At 69.5% G+C, this 22,735-nt stretch carries 20 protein-coding genes; 4 read left to right on the top strand and 16 right to left on the bottom strand.

Going from position 1 to position 22,735, the window contains the following annotated elements:
- Positions 1-693: 693 nt before the first annotated feature.
- From clpC1 to lysS, 3 genes are all read right to left on the bottom strand, one after another.
- Positions 694-3,237, bottom strand: coding sequence for an ATP-dependent protease ATP-binding subunit ClpC (gene clpC1, locus G6N45_RS07660; protein WP_163721338.1), 2,544 nt, complete (start codon positions 3,235-3,237; stop codon positions 694-696).
- 277 nt (positions 3,238-3,514) lie between these two features.
- Complete coding sequence (gene lsr2, locus G6N45_RS07655; protein WP_043413060.1) at positions 3,515-3,856, bottom strand: histone-like nucleoid-structuring protein Lsr2; 342 nt, start codon at positions 3,854-3,856, stop codon at positions 3,515-3,517.
- A 116-nt stretch (positions 3,857-3,972) separates the two neighbouring features.
- Positions 3,973-5,502, bottom strand: coding sequence for a lysine--tRNA ligase (gene lysS, locus G6N45_RS07650; RefSeq protein ID WP_163721328.1), 1,530 nt, complete (start codon positions 5,500-5,502; stop codon positions 3,973-3,975).
- A 23-nt stretch (positions 5,503-5,525) separates the two neighbouring features.
- Here lysS and G6N45_RS07645 point away from each other — a divergent pair, with 23 nt between their 5' ends.
- On the top strand, positions 5,526-6,749 hold the full coding sequence (locus G6N45_RS07645) for an alanine racemase (RefSeq protein WP_163721327.1): 1,224 nt from the start codon (positions 5,526-5,528) through the stop codon (positions 6,747-6,749).
- Here G6N45_RS07645 and G6N45_RS07640 read toward each other — a convergent pair whose 3' ends face one another.
- From G6N45_RS07640 to ftsH, 11 genes are all read right to left on the bottom strand, one after another.
- Positions 6,750-7,565, bottom strand: a complete 816-nt coding sequence (locus G6N45_RS07640; RefSeq protein ID WP_163721325.1) for a type III pantothenate kinase — start codon at positions 7,563-7,565, stop codon at positions 6,750-6,752.
- Between the two features lie 6 nt (positions 7,566-7,571).
- Entirely contained in the window at positions 7,572-7,979 is a 408-nt protein-coding gene (panD, locus tag G6N45_RS07635; RefSeq protein WP_163721323.1) for an aspartate 1-decarboxylase, read from the bottom strand.
- On the bottom strand, positions 7,979-8,923 hold the full coding sequence (panC, locus tag G6N45_RS07630) for a pantoate--beta-alanine ligase (RefSeq protein WP_163721321.1): 945 nt from the start codon (positions 8,921-8,923) through the stop codon (positions 7,979-7,981). The genes panD and panC overlap by 1 nt, the downstream gene beginning before the upstream one ends.
- On the bottom strand, positions 8,920-9,867 hold the full coding sequence (locus G6N45_RS07625) for a Rossmann-like and DUF2520 domain-containing protein (RefSeq protein ID WP_163721319.1): 948 nt from the start codon (positions 9,865-9,867) through the stop codon (positions 8,920-8,922). Before G6N45_RS07625 ends, panC begins: the two co-directional genes overlap by 4 nt.
- Positions 9,868-9,957: 90 nt before the next feature.
- A complete protein-coding gene (locus G6N45_RS07620) occupies positions 9,958-11,154 on the bottom strand; it encodes a DUF6779 domain-containing protein (RefSeq protein ID WP_163721317.1) in 1,197 nt (398 codons plus the stop codon).
- Between the two features lie 77 nt (positions 11,155-11,231).
- A complete protein-coding gene (locus tag G6N45_RS07615) occupies positions 11,232-11,708 on the bottom strand; it encodes a DUF3180 domain-containing protein (RefSeq protein ID WP_163721315.1) in 477 nt (158 codons plus the stop codon).
- Positions 11,708-12,247, bottom strand: a complete 540-nt coding sequence (gene folK, locus G6N45_RS07610) for a 2-amino-4-hydroxy-6-hydroxymethyldihydropteridine diphosphokinase (RefSeq protein WP_163721313.1) — start codon at positions 12,245-12,247, stop codon at positions 11,708-11,710. The genes G6N45_RS07615 and folK overlap by 1 nt, the downstream gene beginning before the upstream one ends.
- Entirely contained in the window at positions 12,244-12,630 is a 387-nt protein-coding gene (folB, locus tag G6N45_RS07605) for a dihydroneopterin aldolase (RefSeq protein WP_163721311.1), read from the bottom strand. The genes folK and folB overlap by 4 nt, the downstream gene beginning before the upstream one ends.
- Positions 12,623-13,444, bottom strand: a complete 822-nt coding sequence (folP, locus tag G6N45_RS07600) for a dihydropteroate synthase (protein ID WP_163728022.1) — start codon at positions 13,442-13,444, stop codon at positions 12,623-12,625. The genes folB and folP overlap by 8 nt, the downstream gene beginning before the upstream one ends.
- Positions 13,445-13,488: 44 nt before the next feature.
- Positions 13,489-14,097: a GTP cyclohydrolase I FolE gene (folE, locus tag G6N45_RS07595; protein ID WP_163721309.1), complete on the bottom strand. Its 609-nt coding sequence runs from the start codon at positions 14,095-14,097 to the stop codon at positions 13,489-13,491.
- 14 nt (positions 14,098-14,111) lie between these two features.
- On the bottom strand, positions 14,112-16,427 hold the full coding sequence (gene ftsH, locus G6N45_RS07590) for an ATP-dependent zinc metalloprotease FtsH (protein ID WP_163721306.1): 2,316 nt from the start codon (positions 16,425-16,427) through the stop codon (positions 14,112-14,114).
- A gap of 207 nt (positions 16,428-16,634) precedes the next feature.
- On the opposite strand from ftsH, the gene G6N45_RS07585 reads away from it, so the two are divergent.
- The 3 genes from G6N45_RS07585 to G6N45_RS07575 all read left to right on the top strand — a co-directional run bounded on the left by G6N45_RS07585 (position 16,635) and on the right by G6N45_RS07575 (position 19,875).
- Entirely contained in the window at positions 16,635-17,573 is a 939-nt protein-coding gene (locus tag G6N45_RS07585; protein ID WP_163728019.1) for an alpha/beta fold hydrolase, read from the top strand.
- Between the two features lie 69 nt (positions 17,574-17,642).
- Positions 17,643-19,100 (top strand): PE-PPE domain-containing protein, encoded by a 1,458-nt coding sequence (locus G6N45_RS07580; protein ID WP_163721304.1) that lies wholly within the window; start codon positions 17,643-17,645, stop codon positions 19,098-19,100.
- Positions 19,101-19,137: 37 nt separating this feature from the next.
- Positions 19,138-19,875, top strand: coding sequence for an SIMPL domain-containing protein (locus G6N45_RS07575; protein WP_163721302.1), 738 nt, complete (start codon positions 19,138-19,140; stop codon positions 19,873-19,875).
- Here G6N45_RS07575 and G6N45_RS07570 read toward each other — a convergent pair.
- Entirely contained in the window at positions 19,868-22,087 is a 2,220-nt protein-coding gene (locus tag G6N45_RS07570; protein ID WP_163721300.1) for a molybdopterin-dependent oxidoreductase, read from the bottom strand. The two genes, G6N45_RS07575 and G6N45_RS07570, sit on opposite strands and share 8 nt — an antisense overlap.
- Before the next feature lie 84 nt (positions 22,088-22,171).
- Entirely contained in the window at positions 22,172-22,729 is a 558-nt protein-coding gene (gene hpt / locus G6N45_RS07565; RefSeq protein WP_179965352.1) for a hypoxanthine phosphoribosyltransferase, read from the bottom strand.
- Positions 22,730-22,735: the final 6 nt, after the last annotated feature.

The following is a 22,735-nucleotide window of genomic DNA, read 5'->3' as shown; positions in this document are numbered from 1 at the left end:
TTACTCCCTCCCCCTCATCCTTCTCACCTCACCACAACTCCGCCGCCACTGCCAACCGTCCTTGACGGTGGCCGATACCCCGTAGGTCGGATGATTACTGACCGGGTGTCCGCTGCGCGGCTGAGATGTCGAGCGGCCGGGCGCGGAGGATAGTTCCTGGACAACAGCGAGTGCTAGCTGCCGAACCCGATCCGTGAAGTGTCCTAGTCTGGATGGAGATGTACAGAGAGGCTGTGTGATTAAAGAACGCTTCAGGTCGAAGCATTGGCTCGGCGTTAAAGCCCACAGAATTGCATATTGGATGAGACCTCTTGGGTGCCGAGCTATGCAGTCGGGGTACTCTATTCACTGCTCGAGACAGCATGGCCGCCGGACCGATCCGGTCACGACCGCGGATCGGGTGTCACGCAAAAGTTGTTCTAAGGCGCCCGTTCAGGAACTTTCTTCCCAGCCAGGGATCCGCAGGCGTTGTTCGAGCCGTCATCGGCTTGTAATAGAGACCTCATGTCGAGGATGCCCCGTCAAGCGATCCAACGAGTCTGGGATGGCTGACCCATCGTCGAATGAGCTCCGGATTCCAGACACTTAATCTGGTCGTCGTTGCATCGAGGACCATAAGCGCACAGCAAAGCGGCGGCCACCCCGTCCTCAGTCAAGATTCCGGAGTGACCGCCCGTTCGCTGTGTGCGTGCGTTACTCGGCGACGCTGGGCGCGCCTGCCGCTCCTGCCTGAGCCAGGTCCGGCTCCGGCGTCTCGGAGCGCTTCGGTCCACCGTGGAAGGTGAACACCGCGTCCTCGCCGGGGCCCTCGCCGTCCCAGTTGTCGACGTCGACCGTGACGTTCTGGCCGGGTCCGACCTCCTCGAAGAGGATCTTCTCCGACAGCTGGTCCTCGATCTCGCGCTGGATGGTGCGCCGCAGCGGGCGGGCACCGAGCACCGGGTCGAAGCCACGCTTGGCAAGCAGAGCCTTCGCCCGATCCGTCAGCTCCATCGTCATGTCCTTGGCCCGCAACTGATTGCCGACCCGGCCGATCATCAGGTCGACCATCTGGATGATCTCGTCCTGCGTCAGCTGGTGGAACACGATGATGTCGTCGATACGGTTCAGGAACTCCGGCCTGAAGTGCTTCTTCAGCTCGTCGTTGACCTTCTGCTTCATCCGCTCGTAGTTGTTCTCGCCACCGCCCTGGGTGAAGCCGAGGCCCACCGCCTTGGAGATGTCGGACGTCCCGAGGTTCGAGGTGAAGATCAGCACGGTGTTCTTGAAGTCGACCGTGCGGCCCTGACCGTCGGTGAGCCGGCCGTCCTCGAGGACCTGCAGGAGGCTGTTGTAGATCTCCTGGTGGGCCTTCTCGATCTCGTCGAACAGCACGACGCTGAACGGCTTGCGGCGCACCTTCTCGGTGAGCTGGCCGCCCTCCTCGTAGCCGACGTAGCCCGGAGGGGCACCGAACAGCCGCGAGGCGGTGAAGCGGTCGTGGAACTCGCCCATGTCGATCTGGATGAGCGCGTCGTCGTCGCCGAACAGGAAGTTGGCCAGCGCCTTGGACAGCTCGGTCTTACCGACACCGGACGGGCCGGCGAAGATGAACGAGCCCGACGGGCGCTTGGGGTCCTTCAGACCGGCACGCGTACGGCGGATGGCCTTGGAGACAGCCTTGACGGCATCCTCCTGGCCGATGATCCGCTTGTGCAGCTCGTCCTCCATGCGGAGCAGACGGGTGGTCTCCTCCTCGGTGAGCTTGAACACCGGGATACCGGTCCAGTTGCCGAGCACCTCGGCGATCTGCTCGTCGTCGACCTCGGCGACCACATCGAGATCGCCTGAGCGCCACTGCTTCTCACGCTCAGCCCGCTGCGCGACGAGTTGCTTCTCCTTGTCGCGCAGGTTGGCGGCCTTCTCGAAGTCCTGCGCGTCGATCGCCGATTCCTTCTCCCGGCGCGCGTCGGCGATCTTCTCGTCGAACTCGCGCAGGTCCGGCGGCGCGGTCATCCGGCGGATCCGCATCCGGGCGCCGGCCTCGTCGATCAGGTCGATCGCCTTGTCGGGCAGGAAACGGTCGTTGATGTAGCGGTCGGCCAGGGTCGCGGCCGCCGCGATCGCACCGTCGGTGATCGAGACGCGGTGGTGCGCCTCGTAGCGGTCGCGCAGCCCTTTGAGGATCTCGATGGTGTGCGCCACCGTCGGCTCGCCGACCTGCACCGGCTGGAACCGTCGCTCGAGCGCGGCGTCCTTCTCGATGTACTTGCGGTACTCGTCGAGAGTGGTCGCGCCGATGGTCTGCAGCTCACCGCGGGCCAGCTTCGGCTTGAGGATCGAGGCGGCGTCGATCGCGCCCTCGGCGGCACCGGCACCGACGAGCGTGTGGAGCTCGTCGATGAACAGGATGATGTCGCCGCGGGTGTTGATCTCCTTGAGCACCTTCTTCAGGCGCTCCTCGAAGTCACCGCGGTAGCGGCTGCCCGCGACCAGCGAACCAAGGTCGAGCGTGTAGAGCTGCTTGTCCTTGAGCGTCTCGGGAACGTCGCCGTGCACGATCGCCTGCGCCAGCCCCTCGACGACGGCGGTCTTGCCGACGCCGGGCTCGCCGATCAGGACCGGGTTGTTCTTGGTGCGGCGGCTGAGCACCTGCATGACCCGCTCGATTTCCTTCTCGCGGCCGATGACGGGGTCGAGCTTGCCCTCCATCGCGGCGGCGGTCAGGTTGCGGCCGAACTGGTCGAGCACCAGCGACGTCGACGGGTTACCCGCCTCGCCGCCGCGCCCGCCGGTGCCGGCTTCGGCGGTCTCCTTGCCCTGGTAGCCGCTCAACAGCTGGATGACCTGCTGGCGCACCCGGGTCAGTTCCGCACCGAGCTTGACCAGCACCTGCGCGGCCACGCCCTCACCCTCGCGGATCAGGCCCAGCAGGATGTGCTCGGTGCCGATGTAGTTGTGGCCGAGCTGCAGCGCCTCGCGCAGGCTCAGCTCCAGCACCTTCTTGGCACGCGGGGTGAAGGGGATGTGCCCGGACGGCGCCTGCTGGCCCTGACCGATGATCTCCTCGACCTGGCTGCGCACACCCTCCAGGGAGATGCCCAGCGATTCGAGTGACTTGGCGGCCACTCCCTCACCCTCGTGAATGAGTCCCAGCAGGATGTGCTCGGTGCCGATGTAGTTGTGATTGAGCATCCGGGCCTCTTCTTGAGCCAGGACGACAACCCGACGTGCACGGTCGGTGAATCTTTCGAACATCCGTGGTTACCTGCTCTCCATCGCATAGGTAGGCACACGCACGAGAAAGTGCTCTGCACCTGCCGTCCACTGTAATGGGCGGCGGCCCCGGGTGCCCCGCCTGTCGCCCCGGTTCACCGCCGGCTGAAAGCGGCGGCGGCAATGGGCGCGGAGGCGGTGACCACCCGGCACTGTCCTGACCAACGCGCCCGGCGCGGATTTCGTTTCGGCCCGTGGACGCCGACGGGTTCGCCGTTAGCGAACGACCGCCGTGGAAAAGTCTGCCGGCAACCAGCCTTTACGTTGCTTCGTGGAACGCGTCGATGACGTCGGCGGGGATTCTGCCGCGGGTGGAGACGTTGTGACCGTTGCGGCGCGCCCACTCCCTGATCGCCGCGCTCTGCTCGCGGTCGATGGCGGCGCGGCCCCGGCCGGTGCCGACCGCACGGCCGCGGCGACGGCCACCGACCCGACGGCCCGCCTCGACCCACTGCTTCAGATCATTGCGGAGTTTGGTGGCGTTCTTGGCGGACAGGTCGATCTCATAACTCACTCCGTCGAGACCGAATTCGACGGTCTCGTCGGCGGCGCCTTCACCGTCGAAATCGTCGACGAGGGTGACGGTGACTTTCTTGGCCATGGCCAGTGCCCTTCTGTACGCGCTGCGCGACCATTAATGCTCGCTAGGCTCCCAATCCCCGGCATCAATCTGCCATAAATGGGCTTTCCATTCAACAACGCGACAATCGGGGCGGTTCAGTAGCCGTGCCGACGAACAATCGGGAACAAAACCGTCTCCCTAATCGACAGCCCGGTCAACGCCATGAGCAGGCGGTCGATGCCCATTCCGGTACCCGTGGTCGGGGGCATGCCGTACTCGAGCGCCGACAAAAAGTCCTCGTCGAGAGCCATTGCTTCGTCATCGCCCGCGGCGGCGGCACGTGCCTGCGCCTCGAACCTTTCCCGCTGGATCACCGGATCGATGAGTTCGGAATAGCCGGTCGCGAGTTCGATGTGACGAATGTAGAGATCCCATTTTTCGGTGACCCCGTCGATACTCCGATGCTCGCGGGTCAGCGGCGTGGTCTCCACTGGGAAGTCGCGGACGAATGTGGGTGCCCACAAAGTGTCGCCGACCGCGTGCTCCCACAGTTCCTCGACCAATTTTCCGTGTCCATATCCGCGATCACGGGGAATCTCGACGCCGAGTCGGTCGGCGATCTGCCAGAGCCGTTCGGCCGGAGTCTGCGGCGTGATCTCCTCCCCGAGCGCCTCGGACAAAGACGGATACATTCCGACGCTGTCCCATTCGCCGTCGAGGTCGTAGACACTTCCGTCGGGCAAAGTCACCTGCCGCGTGCCGATCGCCTCGTCGGCGACCTCCTGGATGAGTTCCCGCGTCACGACCGCGGAATCGTCGTACGTGCCGTAGGCCTGATAAGTCTCCAGCATCGCGAATTCGGGGGAATGCGTGGAATCGGCGCCTTCGTTTCGGAACACCCGATTCAACTCGAAAACCCGATCGAAACCGCCGACGACGCAACGCTTGAGAAAAAGTTCCGGGGCAATGCGCAGGTAAAGATCCGCGTCGAGCGCATTGGAGTGGGTGACGAACGGACGCGCCGCCGCGCCGCCGGCCAGCGTTTGCAGCATCGGCGTCTCGACCTCCAGGAAACCCCGCCGCTCCAGGGCCGAACGCACGGCACGCACGACGGCGATGCGCTGGCGGGCGATCGTGCGGGCCTCGGGGCGCACGATGAGATCGACGTAGCGCTGCCGCACCCGCGCCTCTTCGCTCATCTCCTTGTGCGCCACCGGCAATGGTCGCAACGACTTCGACGCAATTTGCCAGGAATCGGCCAGCACAGACAATTCGCCGCGGCGCGAGCTGATGACCTCGCCGTGGACGAACACGATGTCACCGAGGTCGACGTCGGCCTTCCACGCGTCGAGCGACTCCTGGCCGACGCGGTCGAGGCTGATCATCGCCTGCAGCTGGGTGCCGTCGCCCTCCTGCAGCGTCGCGAAGCACAGCTTGCCGGAGTTGCGAGCGAAGACGACCCTGCCCGACACCCCGACCGACGTGCCGGTCGTCTCGTCGGCGGCGAGTGCGGGGAACGCCTGGCGCACCTCGGCGAGGGTGTGGGTGCGGGCCACCTCGACGGGGTAGGGCTCGCGACCCTCGTCGAGCAACTTCTGGCGCTTCGCCTGACGGATCCGGAACTGCTCGGGGATGTCTTCGGGGATGTCGCTGGCGAGATCTGCGTTGCCGGATTCGTCGGTCACGACGTGCCAGCTTAAATGAACGGATGACCATGCCCGCAGCTGCCGACGAGCCGCTGGACTGGAGGTTCAAGGGCGTCCCCGTCCAGTGGTGGGGTCGCAGGGCCGCCGAGATCGTCGCCGAGCGACCGCGGTGGTCCGACGACGAGGCCCCCGGCCCGGTGTGCGTGCTGCGCGCCGAGGCGCTGACGCACAACCTCGCGACGATGGCGGCATGGTGCCGGGACCGCGGCGTCGACCTGGCGCCACACGGCAAGACGCACATGGCGCCGCAGCTGGCCGCCCGCCAGCTCGCAGCCGGGGCCTGCGCGATCACCGTGGCCACGGTGACTCAGGCGACCGTCTACCGCGCCTTCGGCGTCGCCGCGCTGGTGCTGGCCGGCGAACTCGTCGACCGCGCCGGACTGGCGTGGGTGGGCGCCGAACTGGACGCGCACCCGGAGCTGGGGTTCACCTGCTGGGTGGACTCGGTGCGCGGCGTCGAGCTGATGACCGCGGGGCTGGGCGGCACGAGCCGGCCGCTCGACGTGTGCGTCGAGGTCGGGATTCCCGGCGGCCGCAGCGGCTGCCGAAGTCGCGACGACGTCGACGCCGTCGCCCGCGCCGTCGCGGCCTCCCCGCGGCTGCGGCTGGCGGGGGTGGCCGGATACGAGGCCGCCGTCGGCCAGGCTCTGACACCGCAAACGCACGACGTGGTGGCCGATCACCTCCGGCTGCTGCGGGAGACGGCGATCGGGCTGGCGCCGCTGGTGCAGACCGAGTCGATGATGGTCAGCGCCGGCGGAAGCACCTATTTCGACGCGGTCGCGGACGCGCTGACCGGTTGGCCCGGTGACCTCCCGGTGCGCACGGTGCTGCGCAGCGGCTGCTACCTGACCCACGATCACGGGATCTACGCGCGGACGTCGCCGCTGACCCGGGACGGCGGCGACGGGCTGCGGCCCGCGTTCGAGGTCCGCGGCCCGGTGGTGTCCCGGCCGGAGCCGGAGCTGGCGGTGGTGGCGATGGGCCGGCGCGACGTCGGATTCGACCAGGGTCTGCCGGTGCCGCTGGATCTGCCCGGCAGCGCGCTGACCACGCTGTACGACCAGCACGCGAACCTGCGGCTCGGTGGTCGCGACGCCGCCGAGGTCGGTCAGTGGCTACGGTTCGGGATCTCGCACCCCTGCACCGTGTTCGACAAATGGCGGCTGATCCCCGTGCTCGACGCCGAGGACCGCGTCGTCGACCTGATCCGGACGTATTTTTAGCTAGCGGGCCTGCTTGAGCTTTCCCCGCTGGCCGTCACGGTTGCGTTCGAACACCAGCCGCAGCCCGTCCAGCGTCAGGTGCCGGTCGTAGTGCTCGACGGTCCGCAGATCGGGCAGCACCAGCGGTGCGGTGTGGCCGGTCGCCACCACCGCGACGTCGTCGCCGCCGAACCCGTCGACGTCCTCGCGCACCCGGCTGACCAGACCGTCCACCAGGGCGGCGAACCCGAACACGGCACCGGCCTGCATGCACTCGACGGTGTTCTTGCCGACCACCGAGCGCGGGCGAGTCAGCTCGACGCGCCGCAGCGCCGCCGAACGGGCCGCCGCGGCGTCCGAGGACACCTGCACCCCCGGGGCGATCGCGCCGCCGAGGAACTCCCCCCTGGCCGACACGACGTCGACGCAGATCGACGACCCGAAGTCGACCACGATCGCGGCGGTGCCGTACTTCTGGTATGCGGCAAGGCAATTGACGATGCGATCGGCCCCGACCTCCTTGGGGTTGTCGACCAGCAGCGGGATGCCGGTGCGCACACCGGGTTCGATCAGCACATGCGGCACCGAGGGCCAGTACTGCTCGAGCATCACCCTGACTTCGTGCAGCACCGACGGCACCGTGGACAGGCCCGCGGCGCCGGTGAGCCGCTCGGCGTCGTCCCCGATCAACCCGTCGATGGTCAGCGCGAGCTCGTCGGCGGTGACCTCGGACTCGGTTCGGATCCGCCAGTGCGAGACCACCTTGGCATGGTCGCCGCTGCCGGAGATCAGGCCGACGACGGTGTGGGTGTTACGGACGTCGATCGCGAGAAGCACCGCAGATCACCTCGCCGACAACAGATCCGGCGCGTGCGCCGGAACCCGGGCCGGATCGCTCCCGAGCTCGACGACCCTGTTGTCCGCGTCGACGAACACCACCCGCGGCTGCAGCGCCCTGGCCTCCGCATCGTCGACCACCGCGTAGGCGATCAGGATCACCAGATCCCCGGGGTGCACCAGATGTACTGCGGCGCCGTTGATCCCGATCACCCCGCTGCCACGCTCACCGGTGATCACATAGGTGACCAGCCGGGCGCCGTTGTCGACGTCGACGATGGTGACCTGCTCCCCCTCGATCAGGTCGGCGGCATCCATCAGGTCCGCGTCGACCGTCACCGATCCCACATAGTGCAGATCGGCCTGCGTCACGGTCGCGCGATGGATCTTGCTCTTGAGCATCGTGCGGAACATCAATTCCTCCAGGGTAATTCGTGGCTCTCACCGCTGGGGGTGCGGGGGTGGCCGTCAATGCCGGCACTGGCGCCGACGTCGATCGCGATGTTGTCGAGCAGTCGGGTGGCCCCGAGCTTCGCGGCGATCAGCATCCGTGCGGGCCCCTCGGCGGGAGCCGGCCCGAGCATCGGGTCGCGCACTTCCAGGTAGTCCAGCGCGAGCGCGGGCACCTCGTCGAGCACCGCGCGGGCGGCGTCCAGCGCTGCGGGCACCCCGGTGGCCGCGGCGTACATGCCGGCCAGCAGCGCGGCGGACAAGGCCCCGGCCTGCTCGCGCTGCACCGGATCGAGGTAGCGGTTGCGCGACGACATCGCCAGCCCGTCGGCCTCCCGCACGATCGGGACTCCGATCACCTCGACGCCGAGATCCAGGTCGGTGACCATCTGCCGGATCAGCGTCAGCTGCTGGTAGTCCTTCTCGCCGAAGTAGGCGCGGTTCGGGTGCACGGTGTTGAACAGCTTCAGCACCACGGTCAGCACACCGGCGAAATGGGTTGGCCGCGAAGCACCTTCGAGTTCGGCACCGAGCGGCCCTGGCAGCACCGTGGTGCGCCTGCCCTGCGGGTACATGTCGTCCTCGGTCGGAGTGAACGCGATCTCGACCCCTTCGGCCCGCAGCGCCTCGAGATCGTCGTCGACGGTGCGCGGATACGCGTCGAGATCCTCACCGGCGCCGAACTGCAGCGGGTTGACGAAGATCGACACCACCACCACCGCGCCCTGCACGCGCTTGGCGGCGCGGATCAGCGTGAGGTGTCCCTCATGCAGGGCACCCATCGTCGGCACCAACACGATCCGACGTCCCGTGGCGCGCAGCGCCAGGGTCACGTCGGAGACGTCGCGCGGCCGCGCGTACACGTTCAGTTGACCGGCCGAGAATTTCGGCGCCTTACCGGTGATCATCGCTGTTCCGCCTCCGCCAGCACGTCGAAGACGGCGCGCGGGGCCCTGGCCCGTTGCGCCGTCCGCCACGAATTCGTTCGATACGCCTCTGCCAGTTCGTGATCCGCCTCGTCGAGCGCCTCCAGGTGGGCGGCCACGGCGCGTGCGTCGCCGCGGGCCACCGGGCCCGTCAGCGCGCGCTGCCCGCGCCGCAGCGCGTTGTCCAGCGACGCCCGCGCCAGCGGACCGATGATCCGTTCCGCCAGCCCGCCCGGCGCGTCGGCGACCAGGTCCTGGCCCAGCAGTTCCTGGCCCGACAGCGCCGCCCGCAACGCCTCGAGCGCGTCGAGCACCACGGTCACCACGTGATTGCTGCCGTGCGCGAGCGCGGCGTGATAGAGCGTGCGGGCGTCCTCACGCACCCGGAACGGCTCTCCGCCGATCTCGAGCACCAGCGACTGCGCGATCGCGTACCCGATCTCGTCGGCCGCGGTGATCCCGAAACAGGTGCCGCGCAGCCGGTCGACGTCTTCGTCGGCGCCGGCGAACGTCATCGCCGGATGGATGGCCAGCGTGATGCAGCCGCGCTCGGCCAGCGGCGCGAGCACCGCGATGCCGTTGGCACCGGAGGTGTGGGCCACGATCGTGTTGGGCCGCACCGCGCCGGTGGCCGCCAGACCCGCTACCAGGTCGGCCAGCTCGGCGTCGGGAACCGCGAGCAGAAGCAGCTCGGCGCGCGCGGCGACCTCGTCGACCGGCAGCACGGGCGTGTCGGGCAGCCACCGCGCAGCGCGGGCGCGCGACGCGTTCGACACGGCGGCGCACCCCGCGACGACGTGCTCGGCCCGCTCCAGTGCCGCGCCGAGCGCGGAGCCCACCCGGCCGGCCGAGATGACGCCGACGGTGAGCCGGGCCGGGCGGAGCCCGTCATGGGGAGCATTCCCACCGACCGGGGGCTGCACCATTGCAGACGACCTCGCTGGTTTCGAAGTGTTCGTTCCGGTCCCGCGGCGCGGGTACCGGACGGTCGGCCACAGCCTAACGCAGCGCCGAGATCAGTCCTCGCGGCGTCGGCGCCGACCCCCGCCCGACGGTGTGGCCTGCAGCCGCGCCAGCAGCTCGGCAACCGATTGGCCGCCGGTGTGGGCACCCCCGTCGCGGTCGTCGTCGGTGTCCTCGGGGACGGGCTCGGCCTCGGGCTCGGGTGTCTCGGCGGCCGACGAGTGCCGGCCCCGCGGCGGCTCCGCCTCGGGTTCGGTGTCGGGTTCGGTGTCGGGTGCCCGCCTGCGGCCGACGTACTCCGGCGCGATTCCGTTCGCCGGCGGAGCGACCCAGTTGCTTCCCGGCTCACCGGCCGGGATGTATTGCCCCTCGGCGGGCGCCGGCTGCCATGCAGGTGTCGACTGTGCCGCCGCCGGTGACGGGGCGGGTTCGGGTTCGGGTGCTGGTTCGGGCGGCGCCTGCGGTGGCGCCGGGGGTGGCAGCCACGGGAACTGCGGTGGCGGCGGCGGTGTCTCGGGTGGCGGCGGGGGCGCCCACGGCGCCGGGCCGGGTTCGCGCGCACCGGCGCGCCGGTGTGCGCCCCCGGCGGGCTCGTCCGCGGGAGGCCAGGCGTCCTCCGGTGGGTGCGGCTCGGCGGGGACGTCGATGATCGGACTCTCCTCGGTGTCCGGGGAGTGCTCGTCGATCTCGTCGAGAATCGCGGTCTCCTCGGTGTCGATGCGGCTGCTGCGCACGCGACCGGTGCTGTCGGGGCGCGGCCCCCATTCGGTGAACGACTGCGCCGCAGCACGATCGGTCTCGATCGCGGGCCGGTGCGACAGGTCGGCGTCGAACAGATATTCCAGATTGGCGCGCAGCGCGGCCAACTCGGCGCGCAGCGCAGCCACCTCGTCGGCGGACTGGGCGCGCAACTCGGCGGCGAGCTCGCGCCGTAGGTGCGACTCGACGGACAGTTCGTATTCGCGACGCGCCGAGATCTCCCGTTCCAGTTGCAGGTCGTAGACCAACTTGAGGTCACGAACCTTGGCCTGGTCGGTGTCGCTCTGCCGCCGGTAGATCACCGACACGAACGCGGCGACCACCGCCGCCCACAGCGCCAGGATCACAGCAAGCTTGAGCAGCTCCACGCGATTGGTGAAAACCAAGGCAGAACTGGCGGCGATCGCGAGCACCAGCAAAGCCGTCGTGAGGATCCAACCGGGCCGACGGGCACCGCGCCGGATCCTGGCGCCGCGGGTCGGATCGGTCATGGGCCGACTGTACCCGCCACAGGTCGTCGCGCGTGTCGACCTCTCCGGCGATTCGGCAGGTTGAGGAGGGTGTCGGGTCAGCCCGGCGCCGGGTCAGCGTCCGGGGGCGCGTCGTCGGGAGACCGGCAGCAATGCTGCAACCACAACGCGGCCACCACCAGCGCCAGCGCGCACAACGCGGCGATCACCGCGCCCGGGGAGTCGGCCGCGGCCACCCGCAGCGTGCCCCGCCGGGGCAGCACGTAGGCCGACACGGCCAGCCACCACCCGAGCACCACGGCACCCATCCACGCCGCGGCCTTCGCGATCACCACCGACCGGGCGACCGCGAGGGGATGGAGCCGGCCGCGGCCCACGCCGATCTCGGCATCCCGGATCCGCGCCCGCACGTAGAAGCCCCACCCACCGAGGCCGATCGCGACGCCGAGCAATGACATCCCGGTCCACACGGTGATCGGCGGGAAGTACCGGTAGGCGGCACGCACCAGCAGGTAACCCAGCACAGCCGCGGCGGCCACGGCGGCGGTCAGGTCCCGCTTGCGCGTCGGCCCCATCAGCTCGCGGCCCCGAACCGCAGCACGTGCCCGGTGCGCCGCACCCCGGCGCGTTCGGCCGGGTCGACGGCGGCCAGCAGCTTCTCCACGCCGGTCGGCCTTCCGGCGACGGTGAGCGTCGCCTCCTGATCGACCGCCAGCCACGGCATGAGCACGAACGCACGCACGTGCGCATACGGATGCGGCAGGGTCAGGACGTCGTCGTCGACGGTGACTTCGACGCCGGCCTCATCGCTGCCGTCGTGCACCACCACCAGATCCACGTCGAGCGTCCTCGGTCCCCACCGCTGCTCGCGGACCCGCTGCGCGGCGTCCTCGAGTTCGTGCGCACGACGTAGCCAACCGTACGCATCGCAGGTCGAATCATCAGCCAACACAACGGCGTTGAGGAACGCACCCTGCTCCACCCCGCCCCACGCGTCGGTCTCGTACACCGGTGAGACCGCGGTGACGGTGTCGCCGAGGCCGTCGACGACCGACTGCAGATGCGCCATCCGGTCCCCGAGGTTGGAGCCGATCGAGAGCACCACCGACGTCACTGCGGCGCCGCCCCGCGCCCGCCGCGCCGGGACCGGCGCGCGACGACGGCGACGTCGGCGAAGTCCAGTGGAATCGGCGCGGCCGGTTTGTGCACCACCACCTCGACGGCATGAACCCGCTGGTCGCCCATCACGTCTTCGGCGATCTCCGCGGCGACGGTCTCGATCAGCTGCCGCGCCGGGCCGGCGACGATGCCGGCGGCGCGCTGCGCGAGCGCGCCGTAGTCGAGCGTGTCGGCGAGGTCGTCGCTGGCCGCCGCGGCCTGCAGGTCGATCCACACCGTGATGTCGACGACGAAGTCCTGCCCGTCCCTGCGTTCGTGGTCGAAAACCCCGTGGTTGCCGCGAACGCGTAAGCCGCGCAGTTCGATTCGATCAGCCATGCCGTCCCGCCTGTTGCCCCGCCTGTCTCCAGGCCGCCACCACCGCCAGCGCGTCGACCGACGCGCGGACGTCGTGCACCCGCACTCCCCACGCGCCGTGCCAGCCGGCAAGCGCCGAGATCACCGCTGTCGCGGTCTCCCGGCCGCCCGGCGGGCGGGGCTGCCCGTCGGTGTCGGCCAGCAGTGCGCCGAGGAAACGTTTGCGCGACGCGCCGACCAGGATCGGGATACCGGTCGCGACGAATTCGGGCAGCGCGGCCAGCAGCGCCCAGTTGTGCTGCGCGGTCTTGGCGAACCCGAGGCCGGGGTCGAGGATCAGCTTGTCCGCGTCCACGCCGGCGCGCACCGCGGCGTCGGCTCCGGCCATCAGTTCGTCGCGCACCTCGGTCACCACGTCGCGGTAGGACGGCACCTCGTGCGGGCGGGCACTGGCGACCGACCGCCAGTGCATCAGCACCCAGGGCACCCCCGCGTCGGCGACCACGCGCACCATGTCCGGGTCGGCCTGCCCGCCGGAGACGTCGTTGACGATGCGCGCCCCGCTCTCCAGCGCCGCGCGGGCCACCCCCGCGTGCATGGTGTCGACGCTGACGGTGACGCCGTGGCCCGCGAGTTCGGCGATCACCGGCAGGATCCGCCCCGTCTCGACGGCCGGATCGACGCGGCTGGCGCCGGGCCGGGTCGACTCGCCGCCGACGTCGATGATCGCCGCGCCCTGATCGACCAGCTCGACGCCGTGCGCGACGGCGCGGTCCCGGTCGAGATACAACCCACCGTCGGAGAACGAATCATCGGTGACGTTGACGACCCCCATCACAGCCACGCTCGTCGGTGTGGAGGGCGGGAGGCTGGCGGTGGTCACTTCCGCAAGATCAGTTCCAGGGCTTCGGCGCGAGATGCCTTGTCTATCTTGAACTGTCCGCGCACGGCCGATGTCGTGGTGCGCGCGCCCGGCTTGCGGATTCCGCGCATCGCCATGCAGAGGTGCTCGGCCTCGATCACCACGATCGCACCGAGCGGATCCAGCTTGCGCATCAACGCGTCGGCGATCTGGGTGGTCAGCCGCTCCTGGACCTGAGGCCTCTTGGCATAGAGGTCGACGACGCGGGCCAGCTTGGACAGGCCGGTGACCCGCCCGTCCCGGCCGGGGATGTATCCGACGTGCGCGACACCGTGGAAGGACACCAGGTGATGCTCGCAAGTGGAGTACATCGGGATGTCCTTGACCAGGACGAGCTCGTCGTGCTGCTCGTCGAACGTGGTGTTGAGAACGTCGTCCGGGTCGGTGTGGAGACCGGCGAAGATCTCCTTGTAGGCGCGCGCCACCCGGGCCGGGGTGTCCACCAGCCCGTGCCGGTCGGGATCCTCCCCGACCGCGATGAGCAGCTCGCGCACCGCGGCTTCCGCGCGGGCCTGGTCGAATACCGGAGTGGTGAGCGTGGCCGAACCGTCCTGCGACCGCGTCATCGAGGTCTCCTCTGTCACCCGTTGCCCGGCGGATTGCCGCGCCCGTTGTCGCGACCGTTGTCCCGGCCGCCCTCCTGGCCCTGCCCCGTATCCGGCGGACCGGGCTGCGGGTAGGGCTGATGGTAAGGCGGATAGTACGGCGGCGGAGCGCCCTGGTAGCCCGACGGGGGATACCAGTAGCCCGACGGCTGGTTCTGCTGCGGTCCGCCCTGCTGGGGCGGGGGCGGCCAGCCGGGGGCGTGCCAGCCGGCGGGCGCACCGTAATCCGGCTGGGTTTGGCCACCGGCCGGCGCGCCGTTGGCGCCGTTGCTGCCGTTGCCGCCGTTGCGGTGTGCGGCCTCGGCGGCCGCCTTGGACGCCTGGGCGATAGCGGCCTTGAACGCTGGCTCCGGCACCGGCTTCGGCCACGGCTCACCGCGCTCGATGGCGAGCTCACCGGGCGTCTTGATCGGCGGCTTGTCCGACGGGACACGACCGCCGAAGTCGTCGAACATGGTCAGGCGGGGCCGCTTCTTCACGTCACCGAAGATGGCCTCGAGCTCCGCCCGGTGCAGCGTCTCCTTCTCGAGGAGCTCACCGGCGAGGGTGTCGAGCACGTCGCGGTACTCGGTGAGGATCTCCCAGGCCTCGGTGTGGGCCGCCTCGATCAGCTTGCGCACCTCGTCGTCGATGATCTGGGCGACCTCGTGGCTGTAGTCGGCCTGCGTCCCCATCGTGCGGCCCAGGAACGGGTCGCCGTGCTCGGTGCCGTAGCGCACCGCGCCGAGCTTCGAGCTCATGCCGTACTCGGTGACCATCGCGCGGGCGATCTTGGTGGCCTGCTCGATGTCGGACACCGCACCGGTGGTGGGCTCGCGGAACACCAGTTCCTCGGCGGCGCGGCCGCCCATCGCGAACACCAGGCGGGCGATCATTTCCGAGCGGGTCATCAGGCCCTTGTCGTCCTCGGGCACGGCGACGGCGTGCCCGCCGGTGCGGCCGCGGGCCAGGATCGTCACCTTGTAGATCGGCTCGATGTCGGGCATCGCCCACGCCGCGAGCGTGTGCCCACCCTCGTGGTAGGCGGTGATCTTCTTCTCGAGCTCGCTGATGATGCGGCCCTTGCGGCGCGGCCCGCCGACGACACGGTCGACGGCCTCCTCGAGCGCGGCGCCGGTGATGACGGTGCCGTTCTCGCGCGCGGTCAGCAGGGCGGCCTCGTTGATGACGTTGGCCAGGTCGGCGCCCGACATGCCGACGGTGCGTTTGGCCAGGCCGTCGAGATCGGCGTCGGGGGCGATCGGCTTTCCGGCCGAGTGCACCTTGAGCACGGCACGCCGACCCGCGATGTCGGGGTTGCTCACCGGGATCTGGCGGTCGAAGCGGCCGGGCCGCAGCAGCGCGGGGTCGAGGATGTCGGGCCGGTTGGTGGCCGCGATCAGGATGACGCCCTGCCGGTCGCCGAAGCCGTCCATCTCGACGAGCAGCTGGTTGAGCGTCTGCTCGCGCTCGTCGTGGCCGCCGCCCATGCCGGCACCGCGTTGACGGCCGACCGCGTCGATCTCGTCGACGAAGATGATGCAGGGGCTGTTCTGCTTGGCCTGCTCGAACATGTCGCGCACCCGGGAGGCGCCGACGCCGACGAACATCTCGACGAAGTCCGACCCGGAGATCGTGAAGAACGGGACACCGGCCTCGCCGGCAACCGCCCGGGCCAGCAGCGTCTTGCCGGTGCCGGGCGGGCCGTAGAGCAGCACGCCCTTGGGGATCTTGGCGCCCAGCGCCTGATACCGGCTGGGGTTCTGCAGGAAGTCCTTGATCTCGTAGAGCTCTTCGACCGCCTCGTCGACGCCCGCGACGTCGGCGAACGTGGTCTTGGGCATGTCCTTGCCCAGTTGCTTGGCCTTCGACTTGCCGAAGCCGAAGCCCATCCGCCCGCCGGTCTGCATCCGGGAGAACATCACGAACAGACCCACGAGCAGGAGCAGAGGCAGCAGGTAGATCAGCAGCGAGCCCAGCACGCTGGACTGGTTGACCACGGTGTTGGTCTTGACGTTCTTGCCCTGCAGCGCCTCGAACAGCGGCACGCCGTACCCGGTCGGGTACTTCGTGATGATCTTGGTGCTGTCCTCGGTGTCGCCGTTGCCGTCCTTGAGCTCCAGGCGCAACTGCTGTTCGCGGTCGTCGATCTGCGCGCTGGTGACGTTCCCGCTGTTGATCTGCGCCGTCGCGACCGAGGTGTCGACGGGCTTGTAGCCGCGGGTGTCGTCGCTGAAGTAGAAGAACGACCACCCGAGCAGTAGCACCACGGCGATCACCGTGAGCGTGCGGATCACATTCTTACGGTTCATGCATGAGTCCGGTTCATCAGAGTGCGGCCGGCGGCGGGGCCTCCGGCCAAATCCTTCCAATACGCGCAGCTGGAATAGTCAAGGCTACCGCTAGACCAACGTCCGGCAGTTCCCGACGGCGTTCTGGCACCGAACCTGCATTCCCCGTCGCGATTCGGCGCTTTGGACGACGGTGGGAGCACGTTCGGCGAAAGTAGTGGCGTGCGAATGCGGACGGTGCACACGAACGGGGTCGCGCTTCGGGTGACCGAGGCCGGCGACCCGGGTGCGCCCGCGGTGGTGCTGCTGCACGGTTTCCCGGAACTGGCGTACACGTGGCGCCATCAGGTGCGGGCACTGGCCGACGCCGGTTTCCACGTTCTGGCCCCCGATCAGCGCGGCTACGGCGGCTCCGATCAGCCGGCAGCGATCGAGTCGTACACGGTCACCGAACTGGTGAACGACGTCGTCGGCCTGCTCGACGAGGTCGGCGCCGACGACGCCGCGGTGGTCGGCCACGACTTCGGCGCCGTCGTCGCGTGGGCGGCGCCGTTGCTGCACCCCGACCGGTTCTCGGCCGTGGCCGGCCTCAGCCTGCCCCCGGTGCCCCGCTCCCGCGTCCCGACCACGGAGGCGTTCCGCAAGCTGTTCGGCGACCGGTTCTTCTACATCCTGTATTTCCAGCAGCCCGGCCCCGCCGACGCCGAGCTGGGACGGGACCCGGCGACGACGCTGCGCAAGCTGTTCGCCGCCCAGCCGACGGGCGACGAGGCCGCCGCGCTGCGCATGCTCGCGCCCGGACCCGACGGGCTCCTGGACCGCATCCCCGATCCGGGGGCCCTTCCCGGATGGCTCGGCCAGGCCGACTTCGACGTCTACACCGAGGCATTCGCCCGCCACGGCTTCACCGCTCCCCTGAACTGGTACCGCTGTTTCGACCGCAACTGGGAGCTGACCGCCGACACCCCGGCCGCGACGATCGAGGTGCCCGCGCTGTTCATCGGGGGCGCCGCCGACGCGACGCTGGCATACACGCCGCGCCACCGCGCCAGCGAAGTGGTGACCGGCCCGTACCGGGAGGTGCTGCTGGACGGCGCCGGGCATTGGCTGACCGAGGAGCGGCCGGAGGAGGTCAGCCGTCTGTTGACCGCGTTCCTTCGCGTCTGAGGTGTGATGTGCCTCACCGGTGGGTATGTTTGCTGCGGGACGGGGCGCACTTCACCGGGGGGAATTGACATGGGCTTCACAGCAAAGCGGCGCGGACGTCAGAATGCGCGGCTCGACCGGGGCGAACTGATCACGGCGGCGCGCCGGGCGTTCACCGATCTGGGTACGACGGCGAGCATGGCCGAGGTCGCCGCAGCGGCCGGGGTCACCGAAGCCGAGTTGTCCGGCCACTTCGACGACCGCGATGCGCTGCTCGTCGCGGTGATCGCCGATCTCGAGGAGTCGCTGCGCGGTATAGGGTCGGGCCGAAAGCATGCCCTGACGGCGACTCGTCCACGCATTCCGCGAAGCGGGTTGCGACAGAGCATTCCGCCGCTGGCCGTGATCGCAGCTCTGATGCCGCTGGGGGCTCCTGCTGCCGAAGCAGCTGCGGTAGAGCCGACCCCAATGCCGGCGAGGGTCCTCACCATCGGTCCCCTCTGGCCCATCATGTCCCTCGACTCTGAACTGCGTGGCGCGCTCTGCCAGAGCAATAGTTGCGAGGCAGTGCCCTATCTTTCTTTCTTCACCGCGAGCGGGGCTGCTGCGCTCAACGACCGGCTGATGGACACGTCCACTCTTGGCATCAGTCCTGGAACGCCTACCGTCGTACTCGGCTACAGCGACGGAGCGATGGCGGCTCTTGAGTGGATGGCCGAGCATGCCGGCGATCCCACCGCTCCTTCCGCGAATGAGTTGTCGTTCGTACTGATTGGCAATCCCAAACGGGCTTACGGCGGAATTGAGCCGGCCGATCCGCCGAGTGAGTACCAGGTAATCGATATCGTGCGTCAGTACGATCCCATAGCGGATTGGCCGGACAATCCTTTCAATCTGCTCGCTCTGGCTAATGTCGCTGCGGGTGCGTTGTCCCCCATACACCTCAACTACACCGGGGTCGATTTAAGTGATCCGGACAATGTGGTGTGGACAGAAGGCAACACAACCTACGTGTTCGTATCAACCCAGAATCTGCCCCTGCTGGCGCCGCTCCGGATGCTCGGTATGACCGCAGTGGCCGACGCGCTCAACGAGCCGCTGAAGGAGATCATCGAAAGCGCCTACGACCGCCCGTACCTGACCACGCCCGCCGAGCCCACGGCACCGCCCGAGGAGCCGGCGTCGACCGACGACACCGCGGTCACCACCACCGTCACGACGTCCGCCGTCACGACTTCGGCCCTCACGGAGGCGTCCGTCACGACTTCGGCCCTCACGGAGGCGTCCGTCACCGCCGACGAGCCTGTCAGCAAGCCGCCGCGCCGCACGTTGTTCTCCAAAAAGGTTGCCGCCGAGGAGGACTCGACCGTCACCGAGGAGTCTGCAGATCCGGCGCAGACGGACGAGCCGTCCGCGGAACCCGCGGATACCCCGTCGACCACGACCGACACGCCCGAGGCCGCCGAGACACCCAAGCGTGACACCACGGCGTCCAGCACGCCGAAGGCGTCCACCCCGCACCGCTGGGGGCGGCACCGCCAGGAGTGACACCGCAGGCACCGATCGGCGGGCTAGTGTGCCAGCCATGCCGATCGCAGCCCGCGCCACGTCCACCCGGTTCCCCCTCGCCGTCGCCGCGGCGGGCGTCATCGCCGTGACGCTGGCCGGGTGCGACGCCCAGAGCGGACAGTCCCTGACACCGGGCTCGGACACCCGGCAGGTGACCGTCGTCGGCGCCGGCCAGGTGCAGGGCACCCCCGACACGCTGACGGTCAACGCGTCGATGGAGTTCCTCGCGCCCGACGCCACCGGCGCGATGAACCAGACCAACGAGCGCCAGAAGGCCGTCATCGACGCGCTGGTCGGCGCCGGCATCGACCGCAAGGACATCGCCACCACCGCGGCCGATCTACAGCCGCAGTACGGCAGCGACAGCACCACGATCTCGGCCTACCGCGCCACCAACTCGATCACCGTCACCATCCGTGACCTCGCCAAGGCCTCCGACGCGATCGGCCTGATCGTCAGCACCGGCGGCAACGCCACCCGGATCAACTCCATCAGCTACTCGATCGAGGATGATTCCCAGCTGGTCCGCGACGCCCGCGCGCGGGCCTTCGAAGACGCCAAGGACCGCGCCGCCCAGTACGCCCAGCTCTCCGGGCTGGACCTGGGCAAGGTCATCTCGATCTCCGAGTCCGCCGGTCCGACGCCGCCGGTGCCGATGCCCGCGGCGCCGCGGGCGATGGAGGCCGCGGTTCCGCTCGAGCCGGGGCAGCAGACCGTCGGATTCTCGGTGACGGTGGTCTGGGAACTCAGCTAGTCGTACTGACCGTGACCGGGAGTCCGTTGAGCACCGCGGTGCCCGACAGGGGGTCGAGCACCGAGCCGTCGTTGAGCTGGTTGACGTTGACGCCGGGTTGGCCGGCCGCCAGCTGCTGACCGGTGCCTGCACGGTCGTGGCCCCAGCCGTGGGGCAGGGACAGCACGCCGCGGCGGATGTCCTCGGTGATCTCGACCGGCACCACCAGTTCGCCGCCCGCGCCCTTGACGACCGCGGTGTCGGTGACGCCCAGGTCGGCCGCGTCGTCGGGATGCATCCGCAGCGTGCACCGGTTCGTGCCGCCCGACAGCGCGGGCAGGTTGTGCATCCAGCTGTTGTTGGAGCGCAGATGCCTGCGGCCGATCAGCACGAACCCCTCGGTGGGTGAGCCAAGGGCGGCGCGCAGCCGGGCCGCGTCGTCGACGAGCGGCGGCGGAGCGAGTTCGATCCGGCCCGACGGCGTACGCAGCACGTCGAGAAGGCGCGGCTGCAGCGGGCCGAGATCGATGCCGTGCGGCGCGTCCTCGAGCCGCTTCAGCGTCAGCCCGTCGGGCCGCGCGCCGAACGCGTCCCCGTATACCCCCAGCCGCAGCATCATGTCCAGCCGGCGCTCGTACCCGGGCCCGTCGGGCAGCATCGCGGTCAGCTCGTCGACCGACCGCCCGGCCACCGGCGACCCGGCATCGGCGGTCTCCTTGGCCAGCGTGGTGGCGATGACCTGCTCGTCGACCAGCGAGGGGTCCGCGTCGTGGCCGAGCCCATAGATCACCAGCGCGATCCGCGACAGGATCTCCGCCTCGTCGGGCCGGCCCTGCAGCGGCAGGGCGGGCGGCGAGTACCGGGCGTTGTTGCGGACCGCGAGCCCGTTGAGCGCGAAGTCGAAGTGTGGCGCGCTTGACGGCGGCGGGGGCGGCAGGATCACGTCGGCGTGGCGGGTCGTCTCGTTGAGGTAGGGGTCGACGCTCACCATGAACGCGACAGAGTCCAGGGCCCGGTCGAGCCGCTCGCCGTCGGGCGCCGACAGCACCGGGTTGCCCGCGATCGTGATCATCGCCTTGATCTGCCCCTCCCCCGGCGTCTCGATCTCCTCGGCGAGGACCGCGACGGGCAGCTCGGACAGCGCCTCGGGGCGACCGGAGACGCGGCTGCGCCAGCGGCCGGTGGCGAATCCGCGGCCGGGCCGGTGGCCACGCGGCGCCGGCGCGACGGGCGAGCAGGGGAACATCGCGCCGCCGGGCCGGTCCAGGTTGCCGGTGAGGACGTTCACGACGTCAACGAGCCAGCTGCCCAGCGTGCCGAATTCGACCGTCGACGTGCCCATCCGGCCGTACACCGCCGCGCTGGGTGCCGCCGCGAGCTCGCGGGCCAGCGTCCGGATGTCCTCGGCGTCGACGCCGCAGTACCCGGCGACGGTCTCCGGCGCGAAGTCGCGGGCCAGCGCGCGGACCTCGTCGAGGCCGGCGACGTGCTCGGCCAGCGCGCCGAGCGCGACCAGGTCCTCGTCGAACAGCACGTGGGCCACGGCGAACAGCAGTGCCGCGTCGGTGCCGGGGCGCGGCGCGAGGTGACGGTCGGCGAGCTCGGCGGTGCGGGTGCGGGCCGGGTCGATGACGACGAGCCGCCCGCCGCGTTTCCGGAGCGCGCGCAGCTTGCCGGGAAAGTCGGCGGCGGTGGCGAGGCTGCCGTTGGACACCAGCGGGTTGGCGCCGATGATCACCAGATAGTCGGTGCGGTCCAGGTCGGGCACCGTGAACGCGACCGGGCTGCCGAACATGAGCCCCAGCGACACATGCTTGGGCATCTGGTCGAGCGTGCTCGCCGAGAACACCTGGCGGGTGCCGAGGCCGCGGATGATCAGCGGCGGGTACAGCGCGCCGGCCACGGTGTGGGCGTTGGGGTTGCCGAGGTAGGCGCCGACCGACGCGCCGCCGTGGTCGCGCAGCACCGCGCCGAGACCGTCGGCCATCGCGGCGAACGCCTCCTCCCACGTCGCCTCGGTCAGGACGCCGTCGCGCCGGACCAGCGGCGCACGCAGGCGGTCGGGGTCGTTGTCGAGTTCACCGAAGCTCGCGCCCTTCGGGCAGATGAAGCCCGCGCTGAACACGTCGTCGCGGTCCCCCCGGGCCCCGACGACCCGGCCGTCGTCGATGGTCAGGCTCAGGCCGCAGGTGGCCTCACAGAAGGGACAGATCCGGAGCGCGGTCTCGGGCATGGCTCTGATCCTGCGTCCAGTTCGACGAAATGGCGAGAACTTCTCGCACTTTCGCGCCCAAACGTCGGTTTGGGCGTCTGGGAGTCAGTCTTCGTAGACCTTGGGGTCCAGCGTGCCGATGTAGGGCAGGTCGCGGTAGCGCTCGGCGTAGTCCAGGCCGTACCCGACGACGAACTCGTTGGGGATGTCGAAGCCGACATACTCGATCTCGACGTCGGCGCGCACGGCGTCGGGCTTGCGCAGCAGCGTGCACACCCGCAGCGAGCGGGGGTGGCGCGTCGCGAGGTTGCGCAGCAGCCACGACAGCGTCAGCCCGGAGTCGACGATGTCCTCGACGATCAGCACGTCGCGGTCGTTGATGTCGCGGTCGAGGTCCTTGAGGATGCGCACCACGCCCGACGACGACGTCGACGAACCGTAGGAACTGACCGCCATGAACTCGAGCTGGGTGGGCAGCGGGATGGCCCGGGCCAGGTCGGTGACGAACATGACCGCGCCCTTGAGCACGGTGATCAGCAGCAGGTCCTGCCCGCCCGGGCCGGGCGTCGGGTAGTCGGCGGCGATCAGCGCTGCGAGTTCGGCGGTCTTGGACCGGATCTGCTCCTCGGACAGCAACACCGACTTGATGTCGCCGGGATACATTTCCGC

The sequence above is a fragment of the Mycolicibacterium psychrotolerans genome, assembly GCF_010729305.1.
Classification (GTDB): domain Bacteria; phylum Actinomycetota; class Actinomycetes; order Mycobacteriales; family Mycobacteriaceae; genus Mycobacterium; species Mycobacterium psychrotolerans.
This window is presented reverse-complemented; position numbering and strand designations above follow the sequence as displayed.

Bases quoted from the DNA above. Each gene is read 5' to 3' on its own strand.
- clpC1 (WP_163721338.1), bottom strand. From the start codon at position 3,237: ATGTTCGAAAGATTCACCGACCGTGCACGTCGGGTTGTCGTCCTGGCT.
- lsr2 (WP_043413060.1), bottom strand. From the start codon at position 3,856: ATGGCCAAGAAAGTCACCGTCACCCTCGTCGACGATTTCGACGGTGAA.
- G6N45_RS07645 (WP_163721327.1), top strand. From the start codon at position 5,526: ATGACCATGCCCGCAGCTGCCGACGAGCCGCTGGACTGGAGGTTCAAG.
- panD (WP_163721323.1), bottom strand. From the start codon at position 7,979: ATGTTCCGCACGATGCTCAAGAGCAAGATCCATCGCGCGACCGTGACG.
- panC (WP_163721321.1), bottom strand. From the start codon at position 8,923: ATGATCACCGGTAAGGCGCCGAAATTCTCGGCCGGTCAACTGAACGTG.
- G6N45_RS07625 (WP_163721319.1), bottom strand. From the start codon at position 9,867: ATGGTGCAGCCCCCGGTCGGTGGGAATGCTCCCCATGACGGGCTCCGC.
- G6N45_RS07620 (WP_163721317.1), bottom strand. From the start codon at position 11,154: ATGACCGATCCGACCCGCGGCGCCAGGATCCGGCGCGGTGCCCGTCGG.
- G6N45_RS07615 (WP_163721315.1), bottom strand. From the start codon at position 11,708: ATGGGGCCGACGCGCAAGCGGGACCTGACCGCCGCCGTGGCCGCCGCG.
- folB (WP_163721311.1), bottom strand. From the start codon at position 12,630: ATGGCTGATCGAATCGAACTGCGCGGCTTACGCGTTCGCGGCAACCAC.
- folP (WP_163728022.1), bottom strand. From the start codon at position 13,444: ATGGGGGTCGTCAACGTCACCGATGATTCGTTCTCCGACGGTGGGTTG.
- folE (WP_163721309.1), bottom strand. From the start codon at position 14,097: ATGACGCGGTCGCAGGACGGTTCGGCCACGCTCACCACTCCGGTATTC.
- ftsH (WP_163721306.1), bottom strand. From the start codon at position 16,427: ATGAACCGTAAGAATGTGATCCGCACGCTCACGGTGATCGCCGTGGTG.
- G6N45_RS07585 (WP_163728019.1), top strand. From the start codon at position 16,635: ATGCGGACGGTGCACACGAACGGGGTCGCGCTTCGGGTGACCGAGGCC.
- G6N45_RS07580 (WP_163721304.1), top strand. From the start codon at position 17,643: ATGGGCTTCACAGCAAAGCGGCGCGGACGTCAGAATGCGCGGCTCGAC.
- G6N45_RS07575 (WP_163721302.1), top strand. From the start codon at position 19,138: ATGCCGATCGCAGCCCGCGCCACGTCCACCCGGTTCCCCCTCGCCGTC.
- G6N45_RS07570 (WP_163721300.1), bottom strand. From the start codon at position 22,087: ATGCCCGAGACCGCGCTCCGGATCTGTCCCTTCTGTGAGGCCACCTGC.
- hpt (WP_179965352.1), bottom strand. From the start codon at position 22,729: ATGTATCCCGGCGACATCAAGTCGGTGTTGCTGTCCGAGGAGCAGATC.